This window comes from Salipiger pentaromativorans (assembly GCF_024721115.1).
Classification (GTDB): Bacteria; Pseudomonadota; Alphaproteobacteria; order Rhodobacterales; family Rhodobacteraceae; genus Salipiger; species Salipiger pentaromativorans.
This window is the reverse complement of sequence record NZ_JAMDHK010000003.1, coordinates 109,403-130,084: the sequence shown is the minus strand read 5'-3', so window position 1 is coordinate 130,084 and position 20,682 is coordinate 109,403. Positions and strand designations below refer to the sequence as shown.

Below are 20,682 nucleotides of genomic sequence, written 5' to 3'. Positions count from 1 at the left end.
GCCTAGTAGCCCCGATCGAGCGACACCACGTCGGTCATCGGAGTGCCGGCCAGGAAGGCCCTGAGATTGTCGCGGGTCTTGGTCCGGAACCGCGCCATTTCGGGCCCGCCGATATAGGAGACATGCGGCGTCAGCAGCACCTTGGGATGGGTCCAGAGCGGGTGCCCCTCGGGCAGCGGCTCGGGGTCGGTCACGTCGAGCGTGGCAAAGGAGAGCCGGCCGCTGTCGAGCGCCGCCATGAGCGCCTCCTGATCGACGATGCCGCCGCGCGAGACATTCACCAGATGCTGGCCGGGACGGGCAAGCGCGAACATCTCCGCATCGAAGGAGCGGCGGGTCTGGTCGGTCAGCGGCAGGGCCAGCACCAGGTGGTCGGATTCGGCGACCACCGCGCGGGCATCGGCGCAGGCGGTGACGCGGGGGTCGGGGCTGGTCCAGGCGCTGCGGCGCGAGGCGAGGATACGCATGCCGAAGCCCGCGGCGCGCTGCACCACCTCCTGACCGATGGCGCCATAGCCCACCACGCCAAGCGTCTTGCCTTCGAGCGTGCCGAGCGGGCTTTCCGTCCAGTCCGCCGGAGAGCGGGCGCGGAGCCTGTCGAGATCCTTTTCGACCCGCAGCATCGCCGCAAGCACGTATTCGGCGATCTGGGGCGAGGTCAGGCCCCGCCCTGTGGTGACGATGCGCCCGTTCTTGAGCCAGTCGGGATAGTTTTCGATGCCGGCGGAATAGGTCTGTACCCATTTCAACCGGGGCAGCGCCGGCGGCGTGTCCGGCGCCGCGCGCCAGCCGCGGGCGCGGGTGAAAAGCACATCGGTCTCTTCGGGCAGCTCCCAGGGGCGATCGGTGCCCGCCTGGTCGATCACGCGGGGGGCGCCGTCGAGCCCGGCGAGGAAGGCGCCGAATTCCGCGTTGATCTGGTTGACGATGGTCAGGGGAGGCTGGGTCATGTCTTGGTCCGGTCGGGATTGGAAAAGGGTCACTCGGGCTGCATCGCCGGTTGCGGATCCGAGGCTGCCGCGCGGGGCCGCAGCTCTTCGGCGCTGATCCGCGCGCCACGGAAATGCGCGGTCAGAAGATCGGCGGCGCGCGCGCTGTCGCGGGCGGCGATAGCATCGACGATCTCGTGATGTTCGGCGGCCAGGCTGTGCCAGCTATTGGGCGCGGTCTGGTCGATGCCGCGAAACCGGACGTGGTAGAGCCGGGCGTTCAGATTGCGGTGCAGCTCGCGCAGAACCTCGTTGCCCGAGACCCGCGCGATCCCGAGATGGAAATCCTGGTTGGCGTGGAAATATTCCACCAGATCGCCGCCGGCGACCGCGGCATCCACGGCCCGTGCCAGCGCCCGCAGCTCGGCGACATCGGCCTCGGAAGCGCGCATCGCGGCCATCTCGCCCGCCATCGCGTCGAGCCGGGCATAGATCTCGAGCATCTGGGTGATCTCTTCGGGATCCGGCCGCGCGATCACCGCGCCCCGGTTCGGCAGCAGTTCGATGAGCCGTTCCGCCGCCAGCGTCTTGAGCGCCTCGCGCACCGGGGTCATCGACACGCCCAGCTCTTCGGCGAGCCCCTGAATCGTCAGCTTGTCGCCGGGCTGATAGAGATTCTGGCTGATCTTGTCGCGCACGAACTCGACGATTTGCTCGGCCAGTGTCGTTCTTTTTACCGGCATGATCCCGTTCTCCTCCGGCTGCTTCCCTGCGCCGCCCCGGATCTTGCCCGCCGGGGCAAGCCGTTGACAAGACAGCGTCTCGCGCGCCGCCACGCTTTGCCGCAGCGCGGGCTCATTCCGCGGCCTCCGGCTCGGCCAGCCGGGCCAGTTCCGCCAGCGTAACCGGGGTGACCGGGCTGCGCAGCCGGAAATATCCGATTTCCTCCACCGGACGGCCCTGCTGCGCGGCCAGGGTTTCCGAGATCCCGGGGCCGCACATCCGGCCCTGGCAGGGGCCCATCCCGCAGCGGGTGTGGCTCTTGAGCTGGTTGGGTCCGCTGACCGGGATCTCGTGCAGCAGCGCGTCGAGCGTATCGGCGCGGATTTCCTCGCAGCGGCAGGCCAGCGCCGCGCCCTGCGCGCGCCGGGCCTCGGGCGGCGGGGTATAGACGCGGTCGAGAAAGCCGCGGCCGCGCAGGGCCCGCGCCAGACGGCGTTCCGCGCCGGGGCGGGGCGCCTCGGGCAGCAGGCCGATCTCGGCCAGCGCGGCGGCGGCGGCGATCTCGCCCGAGGCGAGCGCCGCTTCGGCGCCCGCGATCCCGGCGCCGTCGCCGGCGATGCGCAGGCCGGGATGCGAGCTTTGGCCCGCAGCGCCCGTGACCGGCCGGAAGGCCGCCTGCGCGGCATCCCAGGCGATCGCGCATCCCGCCGCGCGCGCCAGCGACAGGTTCGGGATCACCCCCTGATGCAAGAGCGCAAGATCGGTGCGCAGGTGCTGCGCCCGGCCATGTTCTGCCCAATGCACGGACAGGCCGGTCTCGTCGCGTGCGATGCGCAGGCCGGTGACCCCGCTGCGCAGCGGCACCCGTGCGCGCACCGCCGCCAGCAGCCCCAGCCCCTTGCGGCCATAGCCGGTGGCGAGAAATCCCAGCGCCTGGCCGGGCTGGCGGGACAGCCGCCCGGGAGGCGTGGTGTCGAGGATCATCTGCGGGCGATGCCCGAGACGCAGATATTGCGCCGCCAGCAGCCAGAGCAGCGGCCCCGAGCCGATCAGCACGCTTTTGCCGGAGGGCAGCAGACCCGCGCTCTTGAGCAGGATCTGCCCGGCCCCGGCGGTCATCACCTGCGGCAGCGTCCAGCCGTCCAGCGGCATCGGCCGTTCCAGCGCCCCGGTGGCCAGCACCACCCGCCGCGCGCGGATCAGCCGCGTGGCGCCATGGGCGCGCAGGCCCAGTTCCTGGAGATCTTCGGGCAGCCCTCCGCTGCCGCCGGGGGCCAGCGACCAGACCGCCGTTTGCGGCATGTAGTCGATCGCCAGCGCATCGAGCGCGGCGATTGCGGCGTGTCCACGGGCGTAGTCCGCCCCGAGCGCGGCCAGCCGCGACGCGGGAGCCTGCGTCACGCCGCGCCAGATCTGGCCGCCCGGCGCGGTGCCGAGATCGGCCAGAAGCACCGAGGCCCCGGCCTCGGCCGCCACCCGCGCCGCCGCGATGCCGGCGGGGCCGGCGCCGATCACCGCCAGATCGTAGAGCGGGCGCAGACGGCGCAGATCGTCCAGCCGGTTCATCGCAGCTCGCCCCCGGTGGCGGCGGGGGCGGGCTGGCGTTCGACCGCCATGCCCTCGGTCACGGGTTCCAGGCAGGCCTGGCGGTTCGGAATGCCGTCGATCCGCACCAGGCAGTCGAAACAAACGCCCATCATGCAATAGGCCATGCGGGGCGCGCCGCCGACCGGGGTGTCGCGAAACCGCGTGACCCCGCCCGCCAGCAGCGCGGCGGCGACGCTGTCGCCGGCGCGGGCGGTCATCTGCCGCCCGTCGAAGGTGAAGCGGACCGGGGCGGAGGCGGGGTCGTCGGAACGTTTGAACATCGAGAAGTCCTTCAATGCGCCGCGCGCGCCGCTTCGGGCATGGCGGCAAGCCGGCTGGCGGAGAACGGGGCGAGCGCTTCGGGCAGGGCGCCATGGGCGATGGCGGCGGAGAGCCGCTCGCAATGCATCGGCGCGAGGGTCACGCCGGAATGCACGGTGATCAGCCAGGCGCCGGGTCCGGCGCGGTCGTAGATCGGCAGCCCGTCCGGTGTCATCACGCGCAGCGCCCCCCAGGAGCGGACGATGCGCACATGTTCCAGAGCGGGGACAAGCCGCAAGGTCTGCGCGGCCAGCGCCGCCTGGGCGCCGGGCAGGGTGCCGGTGTCGTAACCGGCCTCTTCATTGGTGGCGCCGATCAGGCAGCTTCCTTCGTGCATCTGCCGGATCACGCTGGTGACCGCGTTCAGAAAGGGCGGAATACGCTCGGTGACGAGGATCTGCCCGCGCACCGGACGCACCGGCGCGGTCAGCCCCACCATCGGTGCCAGCGCGGCATTGCCAAGCCCCGCCGCCAGCACCACCTGACCGGCTGACAGCGTGCCCGCTTTGGTCTCGACCGTATAGCCGGCGCCGGTTTCGGCAAGGCGGGTGACCTTGTGGTCGGGCAGAAGCACCCCGCCGGCGCGCGCGATGGCCAGATGCAGCCCGCGCAGCAGGTACAGCGGGTTGGCGCCGCGATCGAGTTCGGTATGGACCGCGCCGGGGATCTCCGGCCCGATCCAGGGCAGCTCCCGGCGCAGCTCTTCCGCCCCGACCATGCGGTAGGCAAAGCGCCCGCCGGTCTGCTGCGCGAGCCGCGCCATGTTGGCGGCGGCCTTGTCGAGCTCGGCCTGCGAGAAGCAGAAGCCGTAGCCGCCGGCGCGGGTCAGCATCGGTGAAACGCCGCTTGCCTCGGTCAATGCGGCGTCGAAGCCGGGCCAGGCATCCGCGGAATCGCGCGTCAGATGGGCGTAGGGCGGGAAATCCAGCCCCTTGCCTTGCACCCAGACCAGCCCGAAATTCCCCCGGCTGGCACGATAGGCAAGGTCGCCCTCGTCAAGCACCACGACGCGCAGCCCGCGCCGCAGCAGACCCCAGGCGACGGCGGCCCCCACCAGCCCGCCGCCGATCACCGCGACATCGGCGGTGGCGGGCAGCGCCTGGGCGGCGGGCAGGTCGGGCAGTCCGGTCATCTCCATGCGCTCAGCGATGCGGATAGGCCGAGGGCACGATCCCGGCGCGGAACCAGTTCACCAGGCTGATGCTGTCGAAGACGGGCAGCCCGGTGGCCTGCGAGATCTGATGCGAGAACGGCGTGAGGTTGGTGCACTCCAGCACGATGGCGCCCAGGTCGGGCTGCGCTTGTGCAAAGGCGCGCGCGGTCTCGACCACCTCGCGTTCCCAGACCTCGTAGGGCACGCTGGGGTCGCCCTCGCGGATCGAGCGGCAGAACTCCGAGCCCGGATCCATACCGAAGACTGGGCTGTCGGCGGGCGCGCCGCAGGCTTCGAGATAGGGGCCGGTCAGTTTTTCCGCCGAATAGGTGAGCACGCCCACCGTCCGGTCGGGCTGGATGATCCGTTCGACGATGGGGACCTGGAGCAGCGCCGAGGTCGCCACCGGCACCGGCAGCGCCTTGGCCAGATCCTTCTGGTAGTAGCCGAGAAAGCCGCAGGTGGTGGTGATCGCGGTGCAGCCGCCCTCGATCAGTTCCATCGCCGCGAGGCGGAAGGGTTCGAGCACGTCATGTTCGTCGAAGGCGCCCATCTTGTCGGGCGTGGCACCATGAACGACCTTGTATTGCACCGGAAACGGCCAGGTCTCGGCGTTGCCGATGTCGCCCACGAAGCGGCGGAAATAGGTTTCGACCATCAGGATTCCGACCGTCACACCATAGTAGCTTTTCTTCATATCTCTCTGTCTTTCCTGTCGTTTCTTCCGCCGGAGAGGGGGCCGGGGACCCCAAGGGAGAAGGGCCCCCGACACGATGCCGCCGCGCTGCAACAAGCGCTCCGGCGGCTGTGGGGATCAGTCGAGCAGGCCGGCCTCTCCGAAAGCCGCAAGCGCGCCGGGATGCATCGGGATCGGCTGGATCAGCGCCGCCTTCGCCGGGTCGTAATTGCCAAGCGCCGCGTAGATCGAGCCGAAACGGCCATGTTCGGAGATGAAGACCTCGGTGATGGTCTTGACCAGATCGTCGGGCAGATCGGCCGAGACCAGGATGATGTTGCCCATGCCGCTGACCGTGAGGTCGCTGTCCTGCATCTCGGGATAGGTGCCGGCGGGGATCACGGTTTTGGAATAGCCGTATTCGCTGCCGAGATGGGCCATCAGCGGCTCGGGGAAGGCGCGCAGCTTGGCGGCACGCCGACCGCTGGCGACCTGCGCGGCGACGCCCGAGGGGATCTCGCCGGCGCCCCAGAGCACGTCGATCTGTCCGTCGCCATAGGCGGAGACGAGATCGGCATAAGAGGCCACGTAGACCGCGCCGCCGCCGGCGCGGATCTTGTCCTCGCTGTTGCCGTAGAAGGCGAGCGCGCGCTGAAAGGTGAGGTTTTCCGAGGTCGAGGCGGGGGTGACGCCCCATTTCACATCCTCGGCCGACAGCAGCGCCTCCAGCGAGCGGGCTTCGGCGGGGTCGGCATAGACCATGAACTGGGCCTCGACCCCGGTGCCGCCGAGCGTGCGGATCTTGTCCATCGGCGCCTCGTAAGGCGCCTTGCCGTCCATCGCCGCCTTGGAGAGAAAATCGAGCCCCATGCCGATCTGGCTGATCCCCGCCTGGATCTTGGAGGGGTTGTCGGTGCCACCGCCGGGGACGACGCGGATCGACAGGCCGGGGATCTTTTCCATCAGGATCGAGGTCAGGCCGGTCACCTGCGTGAACCAGGAGCCGCCGGGCGAGCCCGCGGTGAACTCTACGGTCTGTGCCTGGGCGGCACCGCCGAACAGCGGCGACAGGGTCAGCAGGCCGGCAGCGGCCGCCGCGCGGGCGTTCTGTCTGAGGGTTTGGGTGAAGGTCATCGCGTTTCTCCTTGTTGGGGTTCGGTTTTTTGTGTCAGGCTCCGGCGCGGGCCAGGCGTCGGCTGCGCAGGGCGAGAACGGTCAGCGTGCCGATCAGCAGCCCGGCCAGCGCCGCGCGCTCCCAGGCGCCAACGGCGTGATAAAGGCCGCAGAACAGGCCCGCGACGATCAACAGCGGCCGCAGCCAATGCGGCAGGCGGGTTTCGAACCAGCCGACGATCCCGGCCGAGATCAGGGTGATGCCGCCAAGGATCGCCAGCGCCACGGCCACGGTTTCGGGCAGCGGCGCGCCGAAGGTCAGCGCGTCGTCGAAGGCCACGGCGATGCCGCAGAGAAAGCCGCCGATGGCGAGTCGGAAAGCGAGGAACCCCGCGCGCAGCGGCGGCGCGTTGCCAATGGCGGCGGCGGCATAGGTGGCGCCCGCCACCGGCGGCGTCACATCGGCCAGCACGGCGAAATAGAAGACGAAGAGATGCGCATCCAGCATCGACACGCCATGCTCGACCAGCAGCGGCGCCCCGACGGCGGCGGTGATGATATAGGCCGGCGTCGTGGGGATCCCCATGCCCATCACCAGGCAGGCCAGCGCCAGCAGCAGCACCATCAGCACGAGATTGTCGCCGGCCACGTTGCGGATGATCCCGGTGATCGCCAGCACCAGCCCGGTCTGGGTCAGCGTCGCGGTGATGATCCCCGCCGCGGCCACCGCCACCACCACGATGCAGATGGTCTGGCCGGCGGTGGCCAGCGCCGCGACGATGGCCTTCGGGCCCATGCGGGTATGGGCCCGCAGCCAGGATACGCCCAGCGTCAGCAGCACGCACCAGAAGGCGGCGATATAGGGGGAAAACCGCGCCGTCAGCATGAAGACCAGCACCGCCAGCGGGATCACCAGATGCAGGTCGCGCAGCAGGTCGTGGCGGGTTGGCAGCTCGTCCTCGGCCATGGCGCCGATGCCCAGCCGCTTGGCCTCGAAATGCACGTTGACGAGCAGGGCGAGGAAATAGATCACCGCGATCAGCGCGGCGGCGCTGATGATCTCGAGATAGGGGATGCCGGTGGTTTCCGACATCACGAAGGCGGCGGCGCCCATCAGCGGCGGCATCAGCGGCCCGCCGACCGAGGCGGTGGCCTCGATCGCCGAGGCGAGCGCCGGGCGGAAGCCGATCTTCTTCATCATCGGAATGGTGATGGATCCCGACACCACCACATTGGCCACCGAAGAGCCGCTCATGGTGCCGAACAGCCCCGAGCTGATGACGGCCACCTTGGCGGGGCCGCCGGAATAGCGCCCGGCGATGCGCGCGCCGACATTGGTGAAGAGCCGGCCCATGCCGCTGGCCTGCATCACCGCGCCGAAGATCAGGAAGGCGGCGATCAGCGTGGCCGAGATCCGGGTGAGCGAGCCGAAGACGCCGCTATCGACCATGTAATACTGGATTTCGACGATCTGCTTCAGCGGCAGGTCGCGGTAGTTCCACATGCCCGGCAGCAGGTCGCAGATCCAGAGATAGAGCAGCGAGACCGCCACCAGCCCGGCCAGCACCGCCGACAATGCGCGCCGCACCGCTTCGATCACCAGCACGATCATCACCAGGCCGAGCGGCAGAGCGCCCTCGGGCAGCGGCGAGAGAAAGGTCGAGCGCCGGTAGATCTCGGCGAAATGCAGATAGACGAAGAGCGGCGGCACGATCGCCAGCGCGGCCAGCGCCCAGTCGAGCAGGGCAGGCGGGCGCGGTGTCGCCGCCTTGCGCCAGGGGAACAGCAGGAAGACCGGCGGCAGGAAGGCCAGCACATGCAGCGCCGCCAGTTGCAGGGGTTCGGGAAAGCCGAAACCGGCCCAGTAGAAATGCACCAGCACGGCAAGGCTGAGCCAGGTGGTGACGACCAGCAGCGCCGGCCCCTTCAGTTCTCGCATCCGGAGTCTCCCTGTCGGTTTCCGGTCAGTCGGTGGGCAGGTTGCGGCGCGTGGCGCCCGTATACTTGATATTATATATAATATGTTGCCCTTGAGGATCAGCGCTAATAAGCTCGCCGGGAGGCGGTCAAGGATTATCGCGGCCATGTCCCGATCATTTCGTTGAACGCCGGATCAACGCGCAAATCTTGAGCAAATCCCGCGAGGCGGGTGACATAGGGAGACTTCGATGCAGCCAGTTCGTTACGACAAAAACAGCCGCCGCAGCCGCATGGTGGAGGCCGGCGGCCTGCTGTTCTTCGCAGGGCAGGTGGCGGATGACTGGGATGGCGACATCGCCGAGCAGACGCGGCAGACGCTGGCGCGCATCGACGCGCTGCTGGCCGAGGCGGGGTCGGATCGGTCGAAGGTGCTGACGGTGCAGATCTGGATTGCGGATATGGCGGATTTCGACGCCATGAACGCGGTCTGGGACGCCTGGATCGACCCGGAGAATCCGCCGGGACGGGCCTGCGGCAAGGTCGAGATGGCCGATCCCCGGATCAAGGTCGAGATGATCCCGGTGGCGGCGAAATAGCGCGTCCAGACAGGGCTTGTCTGGCGTTCAGAGGCGGGCGGACCGGGCCGAGTGCACGGCCCCCGCCACGGTGCGCAGGGCGCCGCGGCGGGCGTCTCCGAGGATCAGCGCGGCGGGCTGCCGGACCGAACGACCGGTCTCGGTGCAGGGGCACCAGCCGCTGGCATCGGCCAGCCCCGCGATCTGGGCGATGCGTCCGGCCTGTTGTGGCGGCACGAAATTCACGACATCGGCCCGGAGTGGCCCCTGAGAGGTCTCGATCAGGCCGCGCCCGGCGTCGAGGCGCAGGACGGTGCCGCCCTGCGGCGCGATGCGCCAGTCCGTGGCGATCCGGTCGCCGCGCGCGGCGGTCAGCATGGCGAAGCGCCGGGCGAGCGCCGGGTCGCTGCCGCCGTCCAGCACGGTCAGTCGCGCCTGCGGGCGGTGCTTGCCCAGCCAGCCGGACAGCGCCAAGGCGCGGGACAGCGCGATGTCGGGATGTCCGGGCAACTCGGCGGGGAGCCGCAGCACGACCCGGCCGGTTTCGGGCAGGGCGCCGAGCTGGGCCCGCAGGCGCCGGGCCTCGCGGGTGCTGCCCCAGGCTGCGGGCCAGAGATGGCGGGCGCGGGCATCGAGCCCGGCGATGGGTTCGGCCACCGGGGCGGTGCCGGGGGCCAGAAGCAGCCGGTCGAAGGCCAGGCTGCGGCCGCTGAACAGCGCGGCCCGCAGGCCGGCCCAGGCGATGCCGGTCACCTCGTCGAGCAGCACCTCCACGCCAGCGGCGCGCAGCTCGGCCAGGCCGATGCCGGCGCCGGGCTTGGCAAAGCCGTCGCCCGGGGCGGCGGGCCCGAGGCGGCCGGGGTCGCGTTCGATCAGCACGACCTCGGTATCGGGCCGGGCCTGGCGCAGCGCCAGCGCGGCGGTCGCGCCGGCGGGGCCGCCGCCGATGACCAGTGCGCGCTGTCGTCCCAAGGCGGGGATCAGGGCGGCGGCGCCGGTCGCTGCCACGGCGGCGAGCAGGGTTCCGGTGAAGCGGCGGCGGTCGAGACGGGGCATGGTCGGTCCTTCTGTGCGCGGTTTGGCGGTGCGGGGCGCGGTCATGTCTTCTTCTCCAGCAGTTCGGCATCTGGGTGGATCGGGCGGTAGATCTCGACTCGGTCGCCCTCCTTGACCGGCTTGTCGAGTTTCGCGACGGTGCCGAAAATGCCGACCTTGTTGGCGGTGAGGTCGAGTTCGGGGAAGTCCCGGAGCAGGCCGGACCGGTCGATCACGTCGCGCACGGTCGCGCCTTCCGGCATCTCGAAGCTCCTCCAGATCTGGGAGGTGGGCCTGGCATAGGCGATTCCGACTTTCATGACGGGTCTCCTTCGGGGGCGGGGGTGAGCACGCCGGCGGCGGTGAAGACGCGCGCCGGGCGTCCGTCGTCGGTCAGGGCGCCGGGCGTCCGGCGGCGGTCGGCGAGGGATTTCAGCGCCAGCAGCATCCCCAGGGCGATGAACCCGCCTGGAGGCAGGATCAGCAGCAGAAAGCCCTGATACTCGGGAATGACCTTTGTTTCGAGAAAGGCGAAGCGCGGCCCGAGCAGCACCGAGGCATTGGCAAAGAGCGTGCCCGCGCCGAAGATCTCGCGCAGCGCCCCGAGCCCGGTGAGCGCGAGGGTAAAGCCGATGCCCATCATCAGCCCGTCAAACCCAGCCGCCAGCGGCCGGTTGCGCGAGGCAAAGGCCTCGGCGCGGCCGAGGATCGCACAATTGGTGACGATGAGGGGGATGAAGAGGCCCAGAACCTTGTGCAGATCGTGGGCCCAGGCGTTGAGCACCATGTCCACCACGGTCACGATGCAGGCGATGATCAGCACGAAGGCGGGGATGCGGATCTCGGGGGGAACCGCTGCGCGCAGCAGCGAGACGGTGCCGCCGGAGGCGACCAGAACGGCGGCGGTGGCGAGCCCCATGCCGAGCCCGTTGGTCGCGGTGCCGGTGACCGCCAGCAGCGGGCAGAGGGCCAGCAACTGGCCGAACACGATGTTGTTGTTCCACAGCCCGTCGCGGGCGATCCTGGCATAATTCTCCGACATCAGCCGGTCTCCCTTGTGCTGGGGCTGGCGGTCACGGGGGCGAGTAGCTCGGGGCGGTGGCGCTCGAAAAGGGCGAGCCCGCGATGCACCGTGCTCACCACCGCGCGGGGCGTGATGGTGGCGCCCGAGAACTGGTCGAAGACGCCGCCGTCCTTGCGCACCTTCCAGCCCTCGGGCCCGGGGGCGCCTATGGAACGGCCGTCAAATCCCTGAATCCAATCGCTTTTGGCGGTTTCGATCTTGTCTCCGAGCCCCGGGGTCTCGGCATGGGAAAGCACCCGCACCCCCAGGATCGTGCCATCCGCGGCCAGCCCCATCAGCACGCGGATCGCGCCGCCATAGCCATAGCCGGTGAGTTCGAAGGCCACGGCGCGGATCTGGCCCGCCTCGGTCGCCAGATAGACCGGGACGCTGCCCTCCTCGGCGTCCTCCAGACGGCGGGTCTGTGCCGTGGGATCGGCCTCAGGTTGCGCGGGCGGCAGCACCTGTGCCAGCGAGGCATGGAGATCTTCGGCAGCGCGCGCGGCTATGGCGGCGCGGGTCAGGTCGTCGGCGGCGGCGAGGATCAGCGCTGTGCAGAGCGAGAAGGCGCCGAGCACGAGCCCCGGCGAGCGGCGCAATGCCGCGAGGCGCGGAGAGGCGGGGATTGGGGCGGTCATGTGCGGTCTCTCAGCGGCAGCGGCTTGCCCGTGCGGGTGCGGCCGAAGATGCGGGGGCGGATATAGGTGTCGATCAGCGGAGTGCAGGCATTCATCAGCAGCACCGCGAAGGCGGCGCCTTCGGGAAAGGCGCCCCAGCTTCGGATGACGAAGATCAGCGCGCCGATGCCGGCCCCGTAGAGCGCCCTGCCGGCAGCGGTCACCGGGGCGGTGACGTAATCGGTGGCGATGAAGAAGGCGCAGAGCATGGTGGCGCCCGAGGTCAGGTGCAGAAGCGGCGGCGGAAAGCTCTCGGGGGCAAGCAGCCGGGCGAGCGCCGCCAGCCCGAACAGCGTGCCGAGCAGGAAGAGCGGCGTGACGACGCTGATGATCCGCAGAAGCATCAGGCACAGCCCGCCGGCCAGCAGCAGGAAGGCGGAGGTCTCGCCCAGGCTGCCCGCGGTGATCCCGAAGAGCTGATCCTGCAGGCTGGCGGTGCCGGCGAGGATCCGCTCCATGGGCAGGCCGGCGTCGAACTGGCTTTTGAGGTGGCCCAGCACCGAGGCGCTGCTGACGGCATCGACCGGTGCGCCGGCGCCGAAGGTGATGTCGAGCGCCGCGCGCAGCCCGGGTGCGTGCGCCGGATCCGACGGGGCGACCCATTGGGTCATCGGGACGGGCAGGGCGACAAGCAGCATCGCGCGGGCCACCATGGCGGGGTTGAAGAGGTTCTGCCCGAGCCCGCCGAAGACGTGCTTGCCGATCACGATGGCGATGCCCGCGCCCAGCACGCCGATCCACCAGGGCGCCCAGGGCGGCAGGGTCATGGCCACCAGCCAGCCGGTCAGCAGCGCCGATCCGTCGCCCGCGAAGGGCGCAACCGGGCGTCCGGCGAGGAGGAGGCAGAAGATTTCGAAGAGCCAGGCGGCAGCGAGGGTGAGCGCGAAGAGGATCACCGCGGGCCAGCCGAACTGGTAAAGCCCCTGCGCGGTGGCCGGGCTGAGGCAGACCATGACCGCCACCATCGTGCGCGACACGGTGAACAGGGAATGGGTGTGGGGGGCGCTGGCCAGGGCGGTCATTTCGCGGCCTCCTGCGGCTCGGCGGGCGCCTCCTCGGCCGCTTGCGCAGCCTCCTCTGCGGCGCGCCGCTTCTTTTCCGCCATCTGCGCCTTGTGCCGGGCCATGGCGGCGCGCTTGGCCTCGGCGATGGCCTCTTCGCGCGCGGTACGGGCGGCGGCGAGACGCCGGGTTTCCTCCTGCTGGTGCTTGCGGCTTTCGGTCTCGGCCAGCTTGCCCTTGGCGAAGCTGAAGCCCTGCACCAGCGGAATGTTCGACGGGCAGATGTAGGAGCAGCAGCCGCAGGAGACGCAATCGAGCAGCCCGACAGCCGCCGCCCCCTCGAGATCGCCGGCCTGGATGCGCGCGTTGAGCTCGAAGGGGGTCAGCCCGCAGGGGCAGGCCCGCACGCAGGCGCCGCAGCGAATGCAGGGCATCGTCTCGGCCTTGCGGGTTTCGGCCCGGGTCAGCGCGAGGACGCCGTTGGTGCCTTTCACGACGGGCACGCGCGGGCTCCGGATCGGCTGCCCCATCATCGGCCCGCCAAGCAGCAGCCGGTCGGGATCTTCGGTAAGCCCGCCGCAATGGGCCAGCAGATCCGCCACCGGCGTGCCGAGCAGCGCCTGCACATTGGCGGGCCGCGCCACCCCGCGCCCCGACACGGTCACCACGCGCGACAGCAGCGGTTCGCCATAGCGCACCGCCAGATGCACCGCCTGGGCGGTGGCGGAATTGTGCACCACGATCCCCAGCTCGGCGGTGAGCGCGCGGGCCGGGGTCTCGCGTCCGGTCACCGCGCGGACGAGATGTTTCTCGGATCCCATCGGGTATTGTGTGGCCACCACCCGGACCTGGACAGGGTGTCCGAGCCCGAGGTTGTGGCGGCGCATTGCGGCGGCGGCGGCGGGTTTGTTGGATTCGATGGCGACGATGATCTTCGTCACCCCCAGTGCCCGCGCCATGATCCCGGCGCCGTCTGCCACCTCTTCGGCGCGTTCGCGCAGCAACCGGTCGTCGCAGGTGAGATAGGGCTCGCATTCGGCGGCGTTGATGATCAGCGTGTGCAGCCTGTAGCGGTCGCGCAGGGTCAGCTTGACCGCCGCGGGGAAGGTCGCACCCCCCATGCCGACGATGCCGGCCTCGGCCACGCGCGCCGCGATCTCCTCGGGCTCGGCGTCTTCGGGGCGCAGGCGGGGCAGGCGCGGCGCCCAGCGATCCGCGCCGTCGGGGCGCAGCGTGATTGTGGGCACGGGCAGGCCCGAGGGATGCGGCGCCGGGAACGGGCCCACGGCGATGACGCGACCCGAGGTCGGTGCGTGCAGATTGGCCGAGATCGGCCCGCGGGCCCGGGCGATGAGCTGCCCCTTGAGCACATGGTCGTCGCGCGCCACCAGCGGTTCCGCCGGCGCGCCGATATGCTGCTGAAGCGGAAGGCGCAGCAGCGCGGGGATCGGCATCGGCTCGATGGGGCTTTCGGCGCTGAGGAACTTGCGGGTCTCGGGATGGACCCCGCCGCGGATCGAGGAGAGGAGGGCGGAGAGAAGGGCGCCCATCACGCGGCTCCTGTCCGGAGCGCGGCAAGGGGCTGGTCGGGCTTGTCCCAGTACCAGCTTTGCAGCGTCCGGGGCTTGCTGCGCAGGACGATCGCCTCGGTTGGGCAGACTTGCACGCAGGCGTCGCAGCCGGTGCAGGCATCCCAGATCACCGTGTGGATCTGCTTGGCAGCGCCGACGATGGCGTCGGTCGGGCAGCGTTTGAAGCATTTGGTGCAGCCGGTGCAATGATCCTCGAAGATGAAGGCCACCTGCGGTTCGATGTCGGTCATGCCCGAAATCTCCGGCCCACCGGAGCAGTCCACGCCGACGATCTCGGCCAGTTTCAGCGCCACGTCGCGTCCGCCGGGGGGGCAGAGGGTGACCGGCGCGCCGCCTTCCGCGATGGCTTCGGCGGCGCCACGGCAGCCGGGATAGCCGCATTGGCCGCAGTTGGTGCCGGGCAGGATGCGTTCCATTTCATCGACCACGGGGGGCGTTTTGACGTGGAACTTTCGCGCGGCGGCCCCGAGCAGGAGGCCGAGACCGAGCCCGAGGGCGGACATGGAGGCAGCGGCGGTGATCATTCCATGGGTCTCCTTGCGGTCAATTGGGGGTGAGCCCGGCGAAGCCCATGAAGGCCATGGACAGGAGCCCCGCCGAGATGAAGGCGATGGGCGGGCCGGAGAAGGGCGCGGGAACGGAGAGCTGCGCCAGCCGTTCGCGCATGCCGGCGAAGAGGACGAGCACGGTGGTGAACCCGAGCGCCGAGCCGAAGCCGTAGAGCAGGCTTTGCGCGAAATCATGCGCCTCCTGGATGTTCAGCAGCGCGACCCCCAGCACGGCGCAATTGGTGGTGATCAGCGGCAGGTAGATGCCGAGCGCGCGGTAGAGCCCGGGCGCCAGCTTGCGCATGACGGTCTCGGTGAACTGCACGATGGCGGCGATGACGAGGATGAAGCTGAGGATGCGCAGGAAGCCCAGACCGAGCGGCACCAGGATCGCGGTTTCCACGACCCAGCTTGCCATTGAGGCGAGCGTCAGCACGAAGGTGGTGGCGAGCCCCATGCCGATGGCAGCATCGACCCTGCGCGAGACGCCCATGAAGGGGCAGAGCCCGAGGAACTTCACCAGCACGACATTGTTCACCAGTGCCGTGCCGAGCAGGATCATGAAGAACTCTTGCATGCGAAACTCCCATTGGGTTGCGAAGGGCGCGGGCCTTTGACGGGAAACAGCAAGGGTTGTGCCATGTGGGCGGGGCGAGAGGCGGGTGCGCCGGGCCGACGGGCTTCCGGGCCATAGCGCGCGCCGCGCGGTCGCGACCTGCGTGATGGCGAGCTGCCGGTTCGAACCTCTCGATTTATCCCCGCCAAATCCGAAGGACCTCGCAACGGGGCACGGGCGTCACCAAATCGCCAGTCCGGTGGGGCGGGCTGGCGGTCAAGCGGCGCCCTGCGGGCCTGATCCCGCGCGGGTCTTTGGAGCGTGATCGTCGGAGAGGGGCTTTGGCACCCTGCGGCCTCCCTCAGTGTCGGATACCCGACAATTTGTCGGACAGCGCCGTCCCCCGGACGCGCGCCACGGTGCATCGCTGTACTCCGGCACATGGCACACTCCTTGCTGCGCCACGTCATGCGGCCTGCGCAGATGCCGGCGCAGGGTTTCAGGGAGCCTCCGATGGCCAAATCGCAACTCAGCTTCACCGATGTCGATCTGACGGTGACCGTGCCTGCGGGCACGCGGATCATAGAGATCTCGGAAAAGATCGGCGCGGGCATCACCTATGGCTGCCGCGAAGGCGATTGCGGCACCTGTCTGACGCAGGTGATCGAAGGGGCCGATTTTCTCTCGGAGCCCTCGGCGCTGGAACGGCGGGTGCTGAAGGAAAACCTCGCCGGTCACGACATCCGCCTTGCCTGCCAGTGCCAGGTGCTGGGCGGTCGCGTCAAGGTCCGTCCGGGCTAGGCGGCCCGGGCGCATGATGCGGCGTGGCAATACCGCCGCGCAATCCTCTGACAATATGAGAAAAGGACCCCTCCCATGGCAATGTTCATCGTATCCGACCTCTGCACCTCCTGCGGCGATTGCGAGCCGGTCTGCCCGACCGGCGCGATCGTGCCCAGGAAAGGGGTGTTCTTCATCAACGCCTCGGTCTGTACCGAATGCGAGCCCGACCACGACATGCCGCAATGCCTCTCGGTTTGCATGGAAGACGGCTGTATCGTTCCGGCGGAATGAGACCCGCCGTGGCGGAGGCGCGCGACGACCCCGAAGGCGCCGCGCCCCGCGCCCTGCGGCAGCGGTTGCGCGTGGTCGCGGTCGAGGGCGGGCGCATGCGGCTCGAGGGGCAGCGTATCTCGGCCTGCGCGCAATGCGCCGCCCGCACCGGCTGCGGCGCCGGGGCGCTGGCCGATCTGTCCGGCCCGGCACCTTTGCGGCTGAGCCTGCCGCATGACGGCGCCGCGGCCCCCGGCGACGAGGTGGTGGTCGCAATGCCCGCGGGGGCCTTTCTCGGGGCCGCGAGCCTGGCCTATCTTCTGCCCCCGGCGGCGCTGGCGGCAACCGCGGCGCTGGCCAGCGCCGCTGGGGCGCCGGATGTTCTTGCGGCGGCGCTTTGCCTGCCGGCATTTGTGCTGTCTCTCCTGCCATTGCGCCGGGCGGACCGCCGGGGGCGTCTCCTGTCGGCGCTGTCGGTGGCCGAGATCCATCCGGCAGAGGACGGACGGGCATGACGCCGCTCGCTGTCCGCCGTCTGGTGATCCTGCTGGGGCTGGGTCTTGCGCTGCTGTATTTCGGCGCGGTGCGCGCGGCGCAGCCCGACCGCGAGCATCGCGAAACGCTTTACGTCTTCGGCACGCTTGTCGAGATCGTCATCTTCGGCGCGGACGAGGCCGAGGCGCGCGCGGCGAGCGCCGAGATCGGGCGGGCGTTGCAGCGCCAGCATCGCGACTGGCACGCCTGGCAGCCGGGCGCGCTGGGCGATCTGAACGCCGCGCTGGCCGCCGGGCGCGGGCGGGCGGTGGCGCCGCCGCTGGCCGCGCTGCTGCGCGAGGGGCGGCGGCTGTCCTGTCTCAGCGGCGGGCGTTTCGATCCGGCCATCGGCCGGCTGATCGGGCTCTGGGGCTTTCACGCGGATACGCCGCCCGAAGGCGCCTTGCCCGACCCCGCCGCCATCGACGTGTTGCGTCGCGCCGCGCCGCGCATGACGGATCTGCGCTTTGACGGCGACCGGATCGCCTCGGTCAACCCGACGGTGCAGCTCGATCTCGGCGGCTTTGCCAAGGGGGCGGCGCTTGATGCCGCCGCCGCCGCGCTGGAGGCGGCGGGAATCGCCAGCGCCGTGCTGAACGCGGGCGGCGACGTGAACGTGATCGGTCGCCATGGCGCGCGGCCCTGGCGGGTGGCGATCCGCGATCCCTTTGTCTGGGGCACGGTCGGGGCGATTTCGCTCGAACCCGGAGAGGTGCTTTATACATCAGGGAATTACGAGCGGTTCTTCGAGCAGAATGGTGCGCGTTTCGCGCATATCATCGACCCGCGCAGCGGCTGGCCGGTGCGCGAGATCGTCTCGGTTTCCGTGCTCGACAGCAGCGGCACCCGGGCCGATGCGGCGGCCACCGCGCTGGCGGTCGCTGGGCGCGCCGACTGGCCGCAAGTGGCCGCCGCGATGGGGGTCGCGGCGGTGCTGATGATCGACGCGGAGGGCACGCTATACGCGACGCCGGCGATGGCGGCGCGGCTGGAGCCGGCGGGTGGCGGCTTTCCCGGACCTTTGCGCGAAGTCGCTCTGCCGCATCTTTCGGCGCCACCGGAATGTGATGCGTATTAAGCCTCGGAAAACACGGGCAATCGACTCGACTTTTCCGCCGCCGCGTCGGACAAGCGCGGGGCGTTTCGGGTGAAGCGGCGCTGGCGGACGGGCTGGCATGGTCGTTGCTGCGGCAATGCCATGGGGCCCGCGGTCTGCGTGTTTTGCCCCGCGCACATCGGGAGGAGGATCCGGCACATGTGCCAGGCACCAGGAAGTGTTTTTCAATAGGAGTGAAGTCATGAAAACCAACGTCAAGCTGCCCGATGTCACCTTTCGCACCCGCGTCCGCGACGAGAGCGTCGGCGGCCCGAACCCCTATCGCTGGCAGGATATGACCACGGCGGATTATTTCGCCGGCAAGCGCGTGATTCTGTTCTCGCTGCCCGGCGCGTTCACGCCCACCTGCTCGACCTATCAGCTCCCCGGCTTCGAGAACAATTTCGAAGAGTTCAAGGCGCAGGGCATCGACGAGATCTACTGCCTGTCGGTCAATGACAGCTTTGTCATGAACCAGTGGGCCAAGGCCCAGGGCATCGAGAACGTCAAGGTCATCCCCGATGGGTCGGGCGAGTTCACCCGCAAGATGGGCATGCTCGTGAACAAGGACAATCTGGGCTTTGGCGCGCGCTCCTGGCGCTATGCCGCCATCGTCAACAACGGCGTGGTCGAAGCCTGGTTCGAAGAGCCCGGCCTGATGGACAATTGCCCGGACGACCCCTATGGCGAGTCGAGCCCGGAAACCCTGCTGGCCTATCTCAAGCAGGCGGTTGCGGCGGAATAAGCCCTTCGCAACAGTGAGTTAAGAGCCCCGTCGCGCATCGCGCGGCGGGGCTTTTCATTTGGCGGGCTCAGCGCGCCGCCCGTTCGGCGTGCTGCGTGGCCAGGTGGTGGCGGTCGTCGAGCGTGGACAGCAGCACCGCGATCACGATGCCCACGCTGGCGCCCAGCAGTGTGTCGAGCACCCGCTCGGGCGCCATGGCGGCGCCCGCCGCCTGCGGCGCGGCAAGCTGGGTCATCAGCAGCGCCATCGGGGTGACAAAGATCTGTCCCAGCGCGTAATTGCTGCCGATCACCAGTTCGGTCACGAATTGCAGCACGAAGAGTGCGGCGATGACCGTCCAGACCGAGGGATCCTGGATCAGAATGACCCAGGCGAGCGTCGCGCCCAGCACCGTGCCCGCCATCCGTTGCAGCGCCCGGTGCAGGTTGATGTGCAGATACGGTCCCTGCATGACCGCGAGCGCGCCCATCGCGGCCCAGAGCGGGTGATCGGCCCCGGCGAGGCGGCTGACGAAAAGCGCGACGGCGGCGCCGAGCACGATCCGCGCGGCGGCGACCAGACGGTGGTTCAGAGGGCGTATTGGCTCGGCGGGAAAGCGACGCTCGGGGCCGGGGCGGTGGCGGAGCCCCTCGGTGATCAGGCAGATGATCCAGGCGAGCAGCGCGACGGCGGCGGTGGCCGCGCCGCGTTCGAGCACATTGGCAAAGCTGTCGGGAGGGCTCAGCGAGGCACCGGCGGCAAAGACGAAGATCAGCGAGCCCGGCGGGCCGAAGCGATCCGAGACGGTGACGAAGAACAGCACGCCGCAGGCCAGCGCGAGCAGCAGCAGCTCGGCGGTGCCGGGCAGGCCGAGCCAGGCGACAGTGGACATCGCGAGCACGGCCATGGTCTGGCAGAGCGCGCTCAGCAGGACGATGCGGCGGCGGCCCCGGCTTGTTTCGAACCGCCCGAAAAGTGCGGCAAGCGCGCCGAGCGAGGCAAACCCGATCAGATGCGCCCAAGGGGAGAGGAGTACGAGGGGCAGGGCGATGATCACGGTGAGCCCGGCCTGAAGGCCGACAAGCATCGAGTTGCGCAGCGAGGGCTGGCGCGCCAGCGCGGCGCTGTCCGAAAGGTGCCAGCGTTGCAGCAGATGACGGGCGGAATCGATCCGGCGCGGGGGCGGGGTCATGCCGGAGGACATGGGTGGCTGCGGGGCGGCGCTCATGAGGTTTGCTCCTGCTGATCCTGGTTCTGAAGCTCGGTCAGGCGCGCGTCGATGGCTTCGAAATGCGCCAGCATCCGGGCGATCTCGTCATCGCTCAGATCGGCCATGAGCAGCGTTTCGACGCTGGCCAGTTCCTTTCGGATCTCGGCCACCCGGCGCTTGCCGCAGGGAGTGAGATGGATCAGCCGGGCACGGCTGTCGTTTTCGTCGGTCCGCCGTTCGACCAGCCCCTGACGGGAGAGGATGTCGATCACCCGCACGAGGCTCGACCCGTCGACGCCGACCAGCGCGGCGAGCGCCTTTTGCGTGATCCCGCCGCCGGTCTCTTCGAGATGGATCAGCGGCACCCAGGTGGCATCGGTGAGCCCGGCCTTGGCCAGATGCGCGTCGAGCGCGCGGCGCCAGCGCCGGGCGAGCAGGGAGAAACGGATGCCAAAGCGGAATCGGGGGGAGGTCGGTGTGTCGGGCATGGAGCAGACATAACGTATAAAATTTGATTTGCAATTCAAATTAAATTTCTGGCCGGCCTGTCGGGGAAGGGGAAGGGGAAGGGGAAGGGGAAGGGGAAGGGGAAGGGG

Annotated in this window: 24 protein-coding genes; 6 read left to right on the top strand and 18 right to left on the bottom strand. The window is 69.6% G+C overall.

Features of this window, described 5'->3' with window-relative positions:
- Nucleotides 1–2 precede the first annotated feature (2 nt).
- The 8 genes from M4578_RS06595 to M4578_RS06560 all read right to left on the bottom strand — a co-directional run bounded on the left by M4578_RS06595 (nt 3) and on the right by M4578_RS06560 (nt 8,441).
- Nucleotides 3–950 carry an NAD(P)-dependent oxidoreductase gene (locus tag M4578_RS06595; RefSeq protein WP_258092668.1) on the bottom strand — a complete coding sequence of 316 codons (948 nt, stop codon included), beginning with the start codon at nt 948–950 and terminating at the stop codon, nt 3–5.
- Between the two features lie 29 nt (nt 951–979).
- Nucleotides 980–1,672 carry a GntR family transcriptional regulator gene (locus tag M4578_RS06590; RefSeq protein WP_258092667.1) on the bottom strand — a complete coding sequence of 231 codons (693 nt, stop codon included), beginning with the start codon at nt 1,670–1,672 and terminating at the stop codon, nt 980–982.
- 112 nt (nt 1,673–1,784) lie between these two features.
- On the bottom strand, nt 1,785–3,218 hold the full coding sequence (locus M4578_RS06585; protein ID WP_258092666.1) for a (2Fe-2S)-binding protein: 1,434 nt from the start codon (nt 3,216–3,218) through the stop codon (nt 1,785–1,787).
- Complete coding sequence (locus tag M4578_RS06580; protein WP_258092665.1) at nt 3,215–3,520, bottom strand: (2Fe-2S)-binding protein; 306 nt, start codon at nt 3,518–3,520, stop codon at nt 3,215–3,217. Before M4578_RS06580 ends, M4578_RS06585 begins: the two co-directional genes overlap by 4 nt.
- An 11-nt stretch (nt 3,521–3,531) precedes the next feature.
- Entirely contained in the window at nt 3,532–4,692 is a 1,161-nt protein-coding gene (locus M4578_RS06575; protein ID WP_258092664.1) for an NAD(P)/FAD-dependent oxidoreductase, read from the bottom strand.
- Nucleotides 4,693–4,702: 10 nt separating this feature from the next.
- Nucleotides 4,703–5,410 (bottom strand): aspartate/glutamate racemase family protein, encoded by a 708-nt coding sequence (locus M4578_RS06570; RefSeq protein ID WP_258092663.1) that lies wholly within the window; start codon nt 5,408–5,410, stop codon nt 4,703–4,705.
- Nucleotides 5,411–5,527: 117 nt separating this feature from the next.
- Nucleotides 5,528–6,523 carry a TAXI family TRAP transporter solute-binding subunit gene (locus tag M4578_RS06565; RefSeq protein WP_258092662.1) on the bottom strand — a complete coding sequence of 332 codons (996 nt, stop codon included), beginning with the start codon at nt 6,521–6,523 and terminating at the stop codon, nt 5,528–5,530.
- Nucleotides 6,524–6,557: 34 nt separating this feature from the next.
- On the bottom strand, nt 6,558–8,441 hold the full coding sequence (locus M4578_RS06560) for a TRAP transporter permease (RefSeq protein ID WP_258092661.1): 1,884 nt from the start codon (nt 8,439–8,441) through the stop codon (nt 6,558–6,560).
- A 229-nt stretch (nt 8,442–8,670) separates the two neighbouring features.
- Between M4578_RS06560 and M4578_RS06555 the strand changes: the two genes are divergently transcribed.
- Nucleotides 8,671–9,018 (top strand): RidA family protein, encoded by a 348-nt coding sequence (locus M4578_RS06555; protein ID WP_258092660.1) that lies wholly within the window; start codon nt 8,671–8,673, stop codon nt 9,016–9,018.
- 27 nt (nt 9,019–9,045) lie between these two features.
- Here the strand turns inward: M4578_RS06555 and M4578_RS06550 are convergent, their stop codons facing one another.
- The 8 genes from M4578_RS06550 to rsxA are packed head-to-tail and all read right to left on the bottom strand — an operon-like array spanning nt 9,046 to nt 15,490.
- The gene (locus M4578_RS06550; RefSeq protein WP_258092659.1) at nt 9,046–10,053 is read right to left on the bottom strand and encodes an FAD-dependent oxidoreductase; all 1,008 of its coding nucleotides are present in this window, start codon (nt 10,051–10,053) and stop codon (nt 9,046–9,048) included.
- Nucleotides 10,054–10,094: 41 nt separating this feature from the next.
- A complete protein-coding gene (locus tag M4578_RS06545; RefSeq protein ID WP_258092658.1) occupies nt 10,095–10,352 on the bottom strand; it encodes an RnfH family protein in 258 nt (85 codons plus the stop codon).
- Entirely contained in the window at nt 10,349–11,074 is a 726-nt protein-coding gene (locus tag M4578_RS06540; protein WP_258092657.1) for an electron transport complex subunit E, read from the bottom strand. The genes M4578_RS06545 and M4578_RS06540 overlap by 4 nt, the downstream gene beginning before the upstream one ends.
- On the bottom strand, nt 11,074–11,733 hold the full coding sequence (gene rsxG, locus M4578_RS06535) for an electron transport complex subunit RsxG (RefSeq protein ID WP_258092656.1): 660 nt from the start codon (nt 11,731–11,733) through the stop codon (nt 11,074–11,076). Before rsxG ends, M4578_RS06540 begins: the two co-directional genes overlap by 1 nt.
- Nucleotides 11,730–12,794, bottom strand: coding sequence for an RnfABCDGE type electron transport complex subunit D (locus M4578_RS06530; protein ID WP_258092655.1), 1,065 nt, complete (start codon nt 12,792–12,794; stop codon nt 11,730–11,732). The genes rsxG and M4578_RS06530 overlap by 4 nt, the downstream gene beginning before the upstream one ends.
- Nucleotides 12,791–14,323, bottom strand: coding sequence for an electron transport complex subunit RsxC (gene rsxC / locus M4578_RS06525; RefSeq protein WP_258092654.1), 1,533 nt, complete (start codon nt 14,321–14,323; stop codon nt 12,791–12,793). Before rsxC ends, M4578_RS06530 begins: the two co-directional genes overlap by 4 nt.
- Nucleotides 14,323–14,889 (bottom strand): electron transport complex subunit RsxB, encoded by a 567-nt coding sequence (rsxB, locus tag M4578_RS06520; RefSeq protein WP_258092653.1) that lies wholly within the window; start codon nt 14,887–14,889, stop codon nt 14,323–14,325. Before rsxB ends, rsxC begins: the two co-directional genes overlap by 1 nt.
- Before the next feature lie 19 nt (nt 14,890–14,908).
- Complete coding sequence (gene rsxA / locus M4578_RS06515) at nt 14,909–15,490, bottom strand: electron transport complex subunit RsxA (protein ID WP_258092652.1); 582 nt, start codon at nt 15,488–15,490, stop codon at nt 14,909–14,911.
- 492 nt (nt 15,491–15,982) lie between these two features.
- Here rsxA and M4578_RS06510 point away from each other — a divergent pair, with 492 nt between their 5' ends.
- The 5 genes from M4578_RS06510 to M4578_RS06490 all read left to right on the top strand — a co-directional run bounded on the left by M4578_RS06510 (nt 15,983) and on the right by M4578_RS06490 (nt 18,897).
- The gene (locus tag M4578_RS06510; RefSeq protein WP_258092651.1) at nt 15,983–16,270 is read left to right on the top strand and encodes a 2Fe-2S iron-sulfur cluster-binding protein; all 288 of its coding nucleotides are present in this window, start codon (nt 15,983–15,985) and stop codon (nt 16,268–16,270) included.
- A 75-nt stretch (nt 16,271–16,345) separates the two neighbouring features.
- On the top strand, nt 16,346–16,543 hold the full coding sequence (locus M4578_RS06505; protein WP_258092650.1) for a 4Fe-4S binding protein: 198 nt from the start codon (nt 16,346–16,348) through the stop codon (nt 16,541–16,543).
- Nucleotides 16,544–16,551: 8 nt separating this feature from the next.
- A complete protein-coding gene (locus M4578_RS06500; RefSeq protein WP_258092649.1) occupies nt 16,552–17,037 on the top strand; it encodes a SoxR reducing system RseC family protein in 486 nt (161 codons plus the stop codon).
- Complete coding sequence (locus M4578_RS06495) at nt 17,034–18,134, top strand: FAD:protein FMN transferase (RefSeq protein WP_258092648.1); 1,101 nt, start codon at nt 17,034–17,036, stop codon at nt 18,132–18,134. The genes M4578_RS06500 and M4578_RS06495 overlap by 4 nt, the downstream gene beginning before the upstream one ends.
- 220 nt (nt 18,135–18,354) lie before the next feature.
- Nucleotides 18,355–18,897, top strand: a complete 543-nt coding sequence (locus tag M4578_RS06490; RefSeq protein WP_258092647.1) for a peroxiredoxin — start codon at nt 18,355–18,357, stop codon at nt 18,895–18,897.
- Between the two features lie 67 nt (nt 18,898–18,964).
- Here the strand turns inward: M4578_RS06490 and M4578_RS06485 are convergent, their stop codons facing one another.
- Together M4578_RS06485 and M4578_RS06480 are read right to left on the bottom strand one after the other, a co-directional pair.
- Entirely contained in the window at nt 18,965–20,104 is a 1,140-nt protein-coding gene (locus M4578_RS06485) for an FUSC family protein (RefSeq protein ID WP_258092646.1), read from the bottom strand.
- The gene (locus tag M4578_RS06480; RefSeq protein ID WP_258092645.1) at nt 20,101–20,574 is read right to left on the bottom strand and encodes a MarR family winged helix-turn-helix transcriptional regulator; all 474 of its coding nucleotides are present in this window, start codon (nt 20,572–20,574) and stop codon (nt 20,101–20,103) included. The genes M4578_RS06485 and M4578_RS06480 overlap by 4 nt, the downstream gene beginning before the upstream one ends.
- Nucleotides 20,575–20,682: the final 108 nt, after the last annotated feature.

What these genes read in the sequence shown, in the direction of transcription:
- M4578_RS06595 (WP_258092668.1), bottom strand. Translation starts at nt 950, where the DNA reads ATGACCCAGCCTCCCCTGACCATCGTCAACCAGATCAACGCGGAATTC.
- M4578_RS06590 (WP_258092667.1), bottom strand. Translation starts at nt 1,672, where the DNA reads ATGCCGGTAAAAAGAACGACACTGGCCGAGCAAATCGTCGAGTTCGTG.
- M4578_RS06585 (WP_258092666.1), bottom strand. Translation starts at nt 3,218, where the DNA reads ATGAACCGGCTGGACGATCTGCGCCGTCTGCGCCCGCTCTACGATCTG.
- M4578_RS06580 (WP_258092665.1), bottom strand. Translation starts at nt 3,520, where the DNA reads ATGTTCAAACGTTCCGACGACCCCGCCTCCGCCCCGGTCCGCTTCACC.
- M4578_RS06575 (WP_258092664.1), bottom strand. Translation starts at nt 4,692, where the DNA reads ATGACCGGACTGCCCGACCTGCCCGCCGCCCAGGCGCTGCCCGCCACC.
- M4578_RS06570 (WP_258092663.1), bottom strand. Translation starts at nt 5,410, where the DNA reads ATGAAGAAAAGCTACTATGGTGTGACGGTCGGAATCCTGATGGTCGAA.
- M4578_RS06565 (WP_258092662.1), bottom strand. Translation starts at nt 6,523, where the DNA reads ATGACCTTCACCCAAACCCTCAGACAGAACGCCCGCGCGGCGGCCGCT.
- M4578_RS06560 (WP_258092661.1), bottom strand. Translation starts at nt 8,441, where the DNA reads ATGCGAGAACTGAAGGGGCCGGCGCTGCTGGTCGTCACCACCTGGCTC.
- M4578_RS06555 (WP_258092660.1), top strand. Translation starts at nt 8,671, where the DNA reads ATGCAGCCAGTTCGTTACGACAAAAACAGCCGCCGCAGCCGCATGGTG.
- M4578_RS06550 (WP_258092659.1), bottom strand. Translation starts at nt 10,053, where the DNA reads ATGCCCCGTCTCGACCGCCGCCGCTTCACCGGAACCCTGCTCGCCGCC.
- M4578_RS06545 (WP_258092658.1), bottom strand. Translation starts at nt 10,352, where the DNA reads ATGAAAGTCGGAATCGCCTATGCCAGGCCCACCTCCCAGATCTGGAGG.
- M4578_RS06540 (WP_258092657.1), bottom strand. Translation starts at nt 11,074, where the DNA reads ATGTCGGAGAATTATGCCAGGATCGCCCGCGACGGGCTGTGGAACAAC.
- rsxG (WP_258092656.1), bottom strand. Translation starts at nt 11,733, where the DNA reads ATGACCGCCCCAATCCCCGCCTCTCCGCGCCTCGCGGCATTGCGCCGC.
- M4578_RS06530 (WP_258092655.1), bottom strand. Translation starts at nt 12,794, where the DNA reads ATGACCGCCCTGGCCAGCGCCCCCCACACCCATTCCCTGTTCACCGTG.
- rsxC (WP_258092654.1), bottom strand. Translation starts at nt 14,323, where the DNA reads ATGGGCGCCCTTCTCTCCGCCCTCCTCTCCTCGATCCGCGGCGGGGTC.
- rsxB (WP_258092653.1), bottom strand. Translation starts at nt 14,889, where the DNA reads ATGATCACCGCCGCTGCCTCCATGTCCGCCCTCGGGCTCGGTCTCGGC.
- rsxA (WP_258092652.1), bottom strand. Translation starts at nt 15,490, where the DNA reads ATGCAAGAGTTCTTCATGATCCTGCTCGGCACGGCACTGGTGAACAAT.
- M4578_RS06510 (WP_258092651.1), top strand. Translation starts at nt 15,983, where the DNA reads ATGGCCAAATCGCAACTCAGCTTCACCGATGTCGATCTGACGGTGACC.
- M4578_RS06505 (WP_258092650.1), top strand. Translation starts at nt 16,346, where the DNA reads ATGGCAATGTTCATCGTATCCGACCTCTGCACCTCCTGCGGCGATTGC.
- M4578_RS06495 (WP_258092648.1), top strand. Translation starts at nt 17,034, where the DNA reads ATGACGCCGCTCGCTGTCCGCCGTCTGGTGATCCTGCTGGGGCTGGGT.
- M4578_RS06490 (WP_258092647.1), top strand. Translation starts at nt 18,355, where the DNA reads ATGAAAACCAACGTCAAGCTGCCCGATGTCACCTTTCGCACCCGCGTC.
- M4578_RS06485 (WP_258092646.1), bottom strand. Translation starts at nt 20,104, where the DNA reads ATGAGCGCCGCCCCGCAGCCACCCATGTCCTCCGGCATGACCCCGCCC.
- M4578_RS06480 (WP_258092645.1), bottom strand. Translation starts at nt 20,574, where the DNA reads ATGCCCGACACACCGACCTCCCCCCGATTCCGCTTTGGCATCCGTTTC.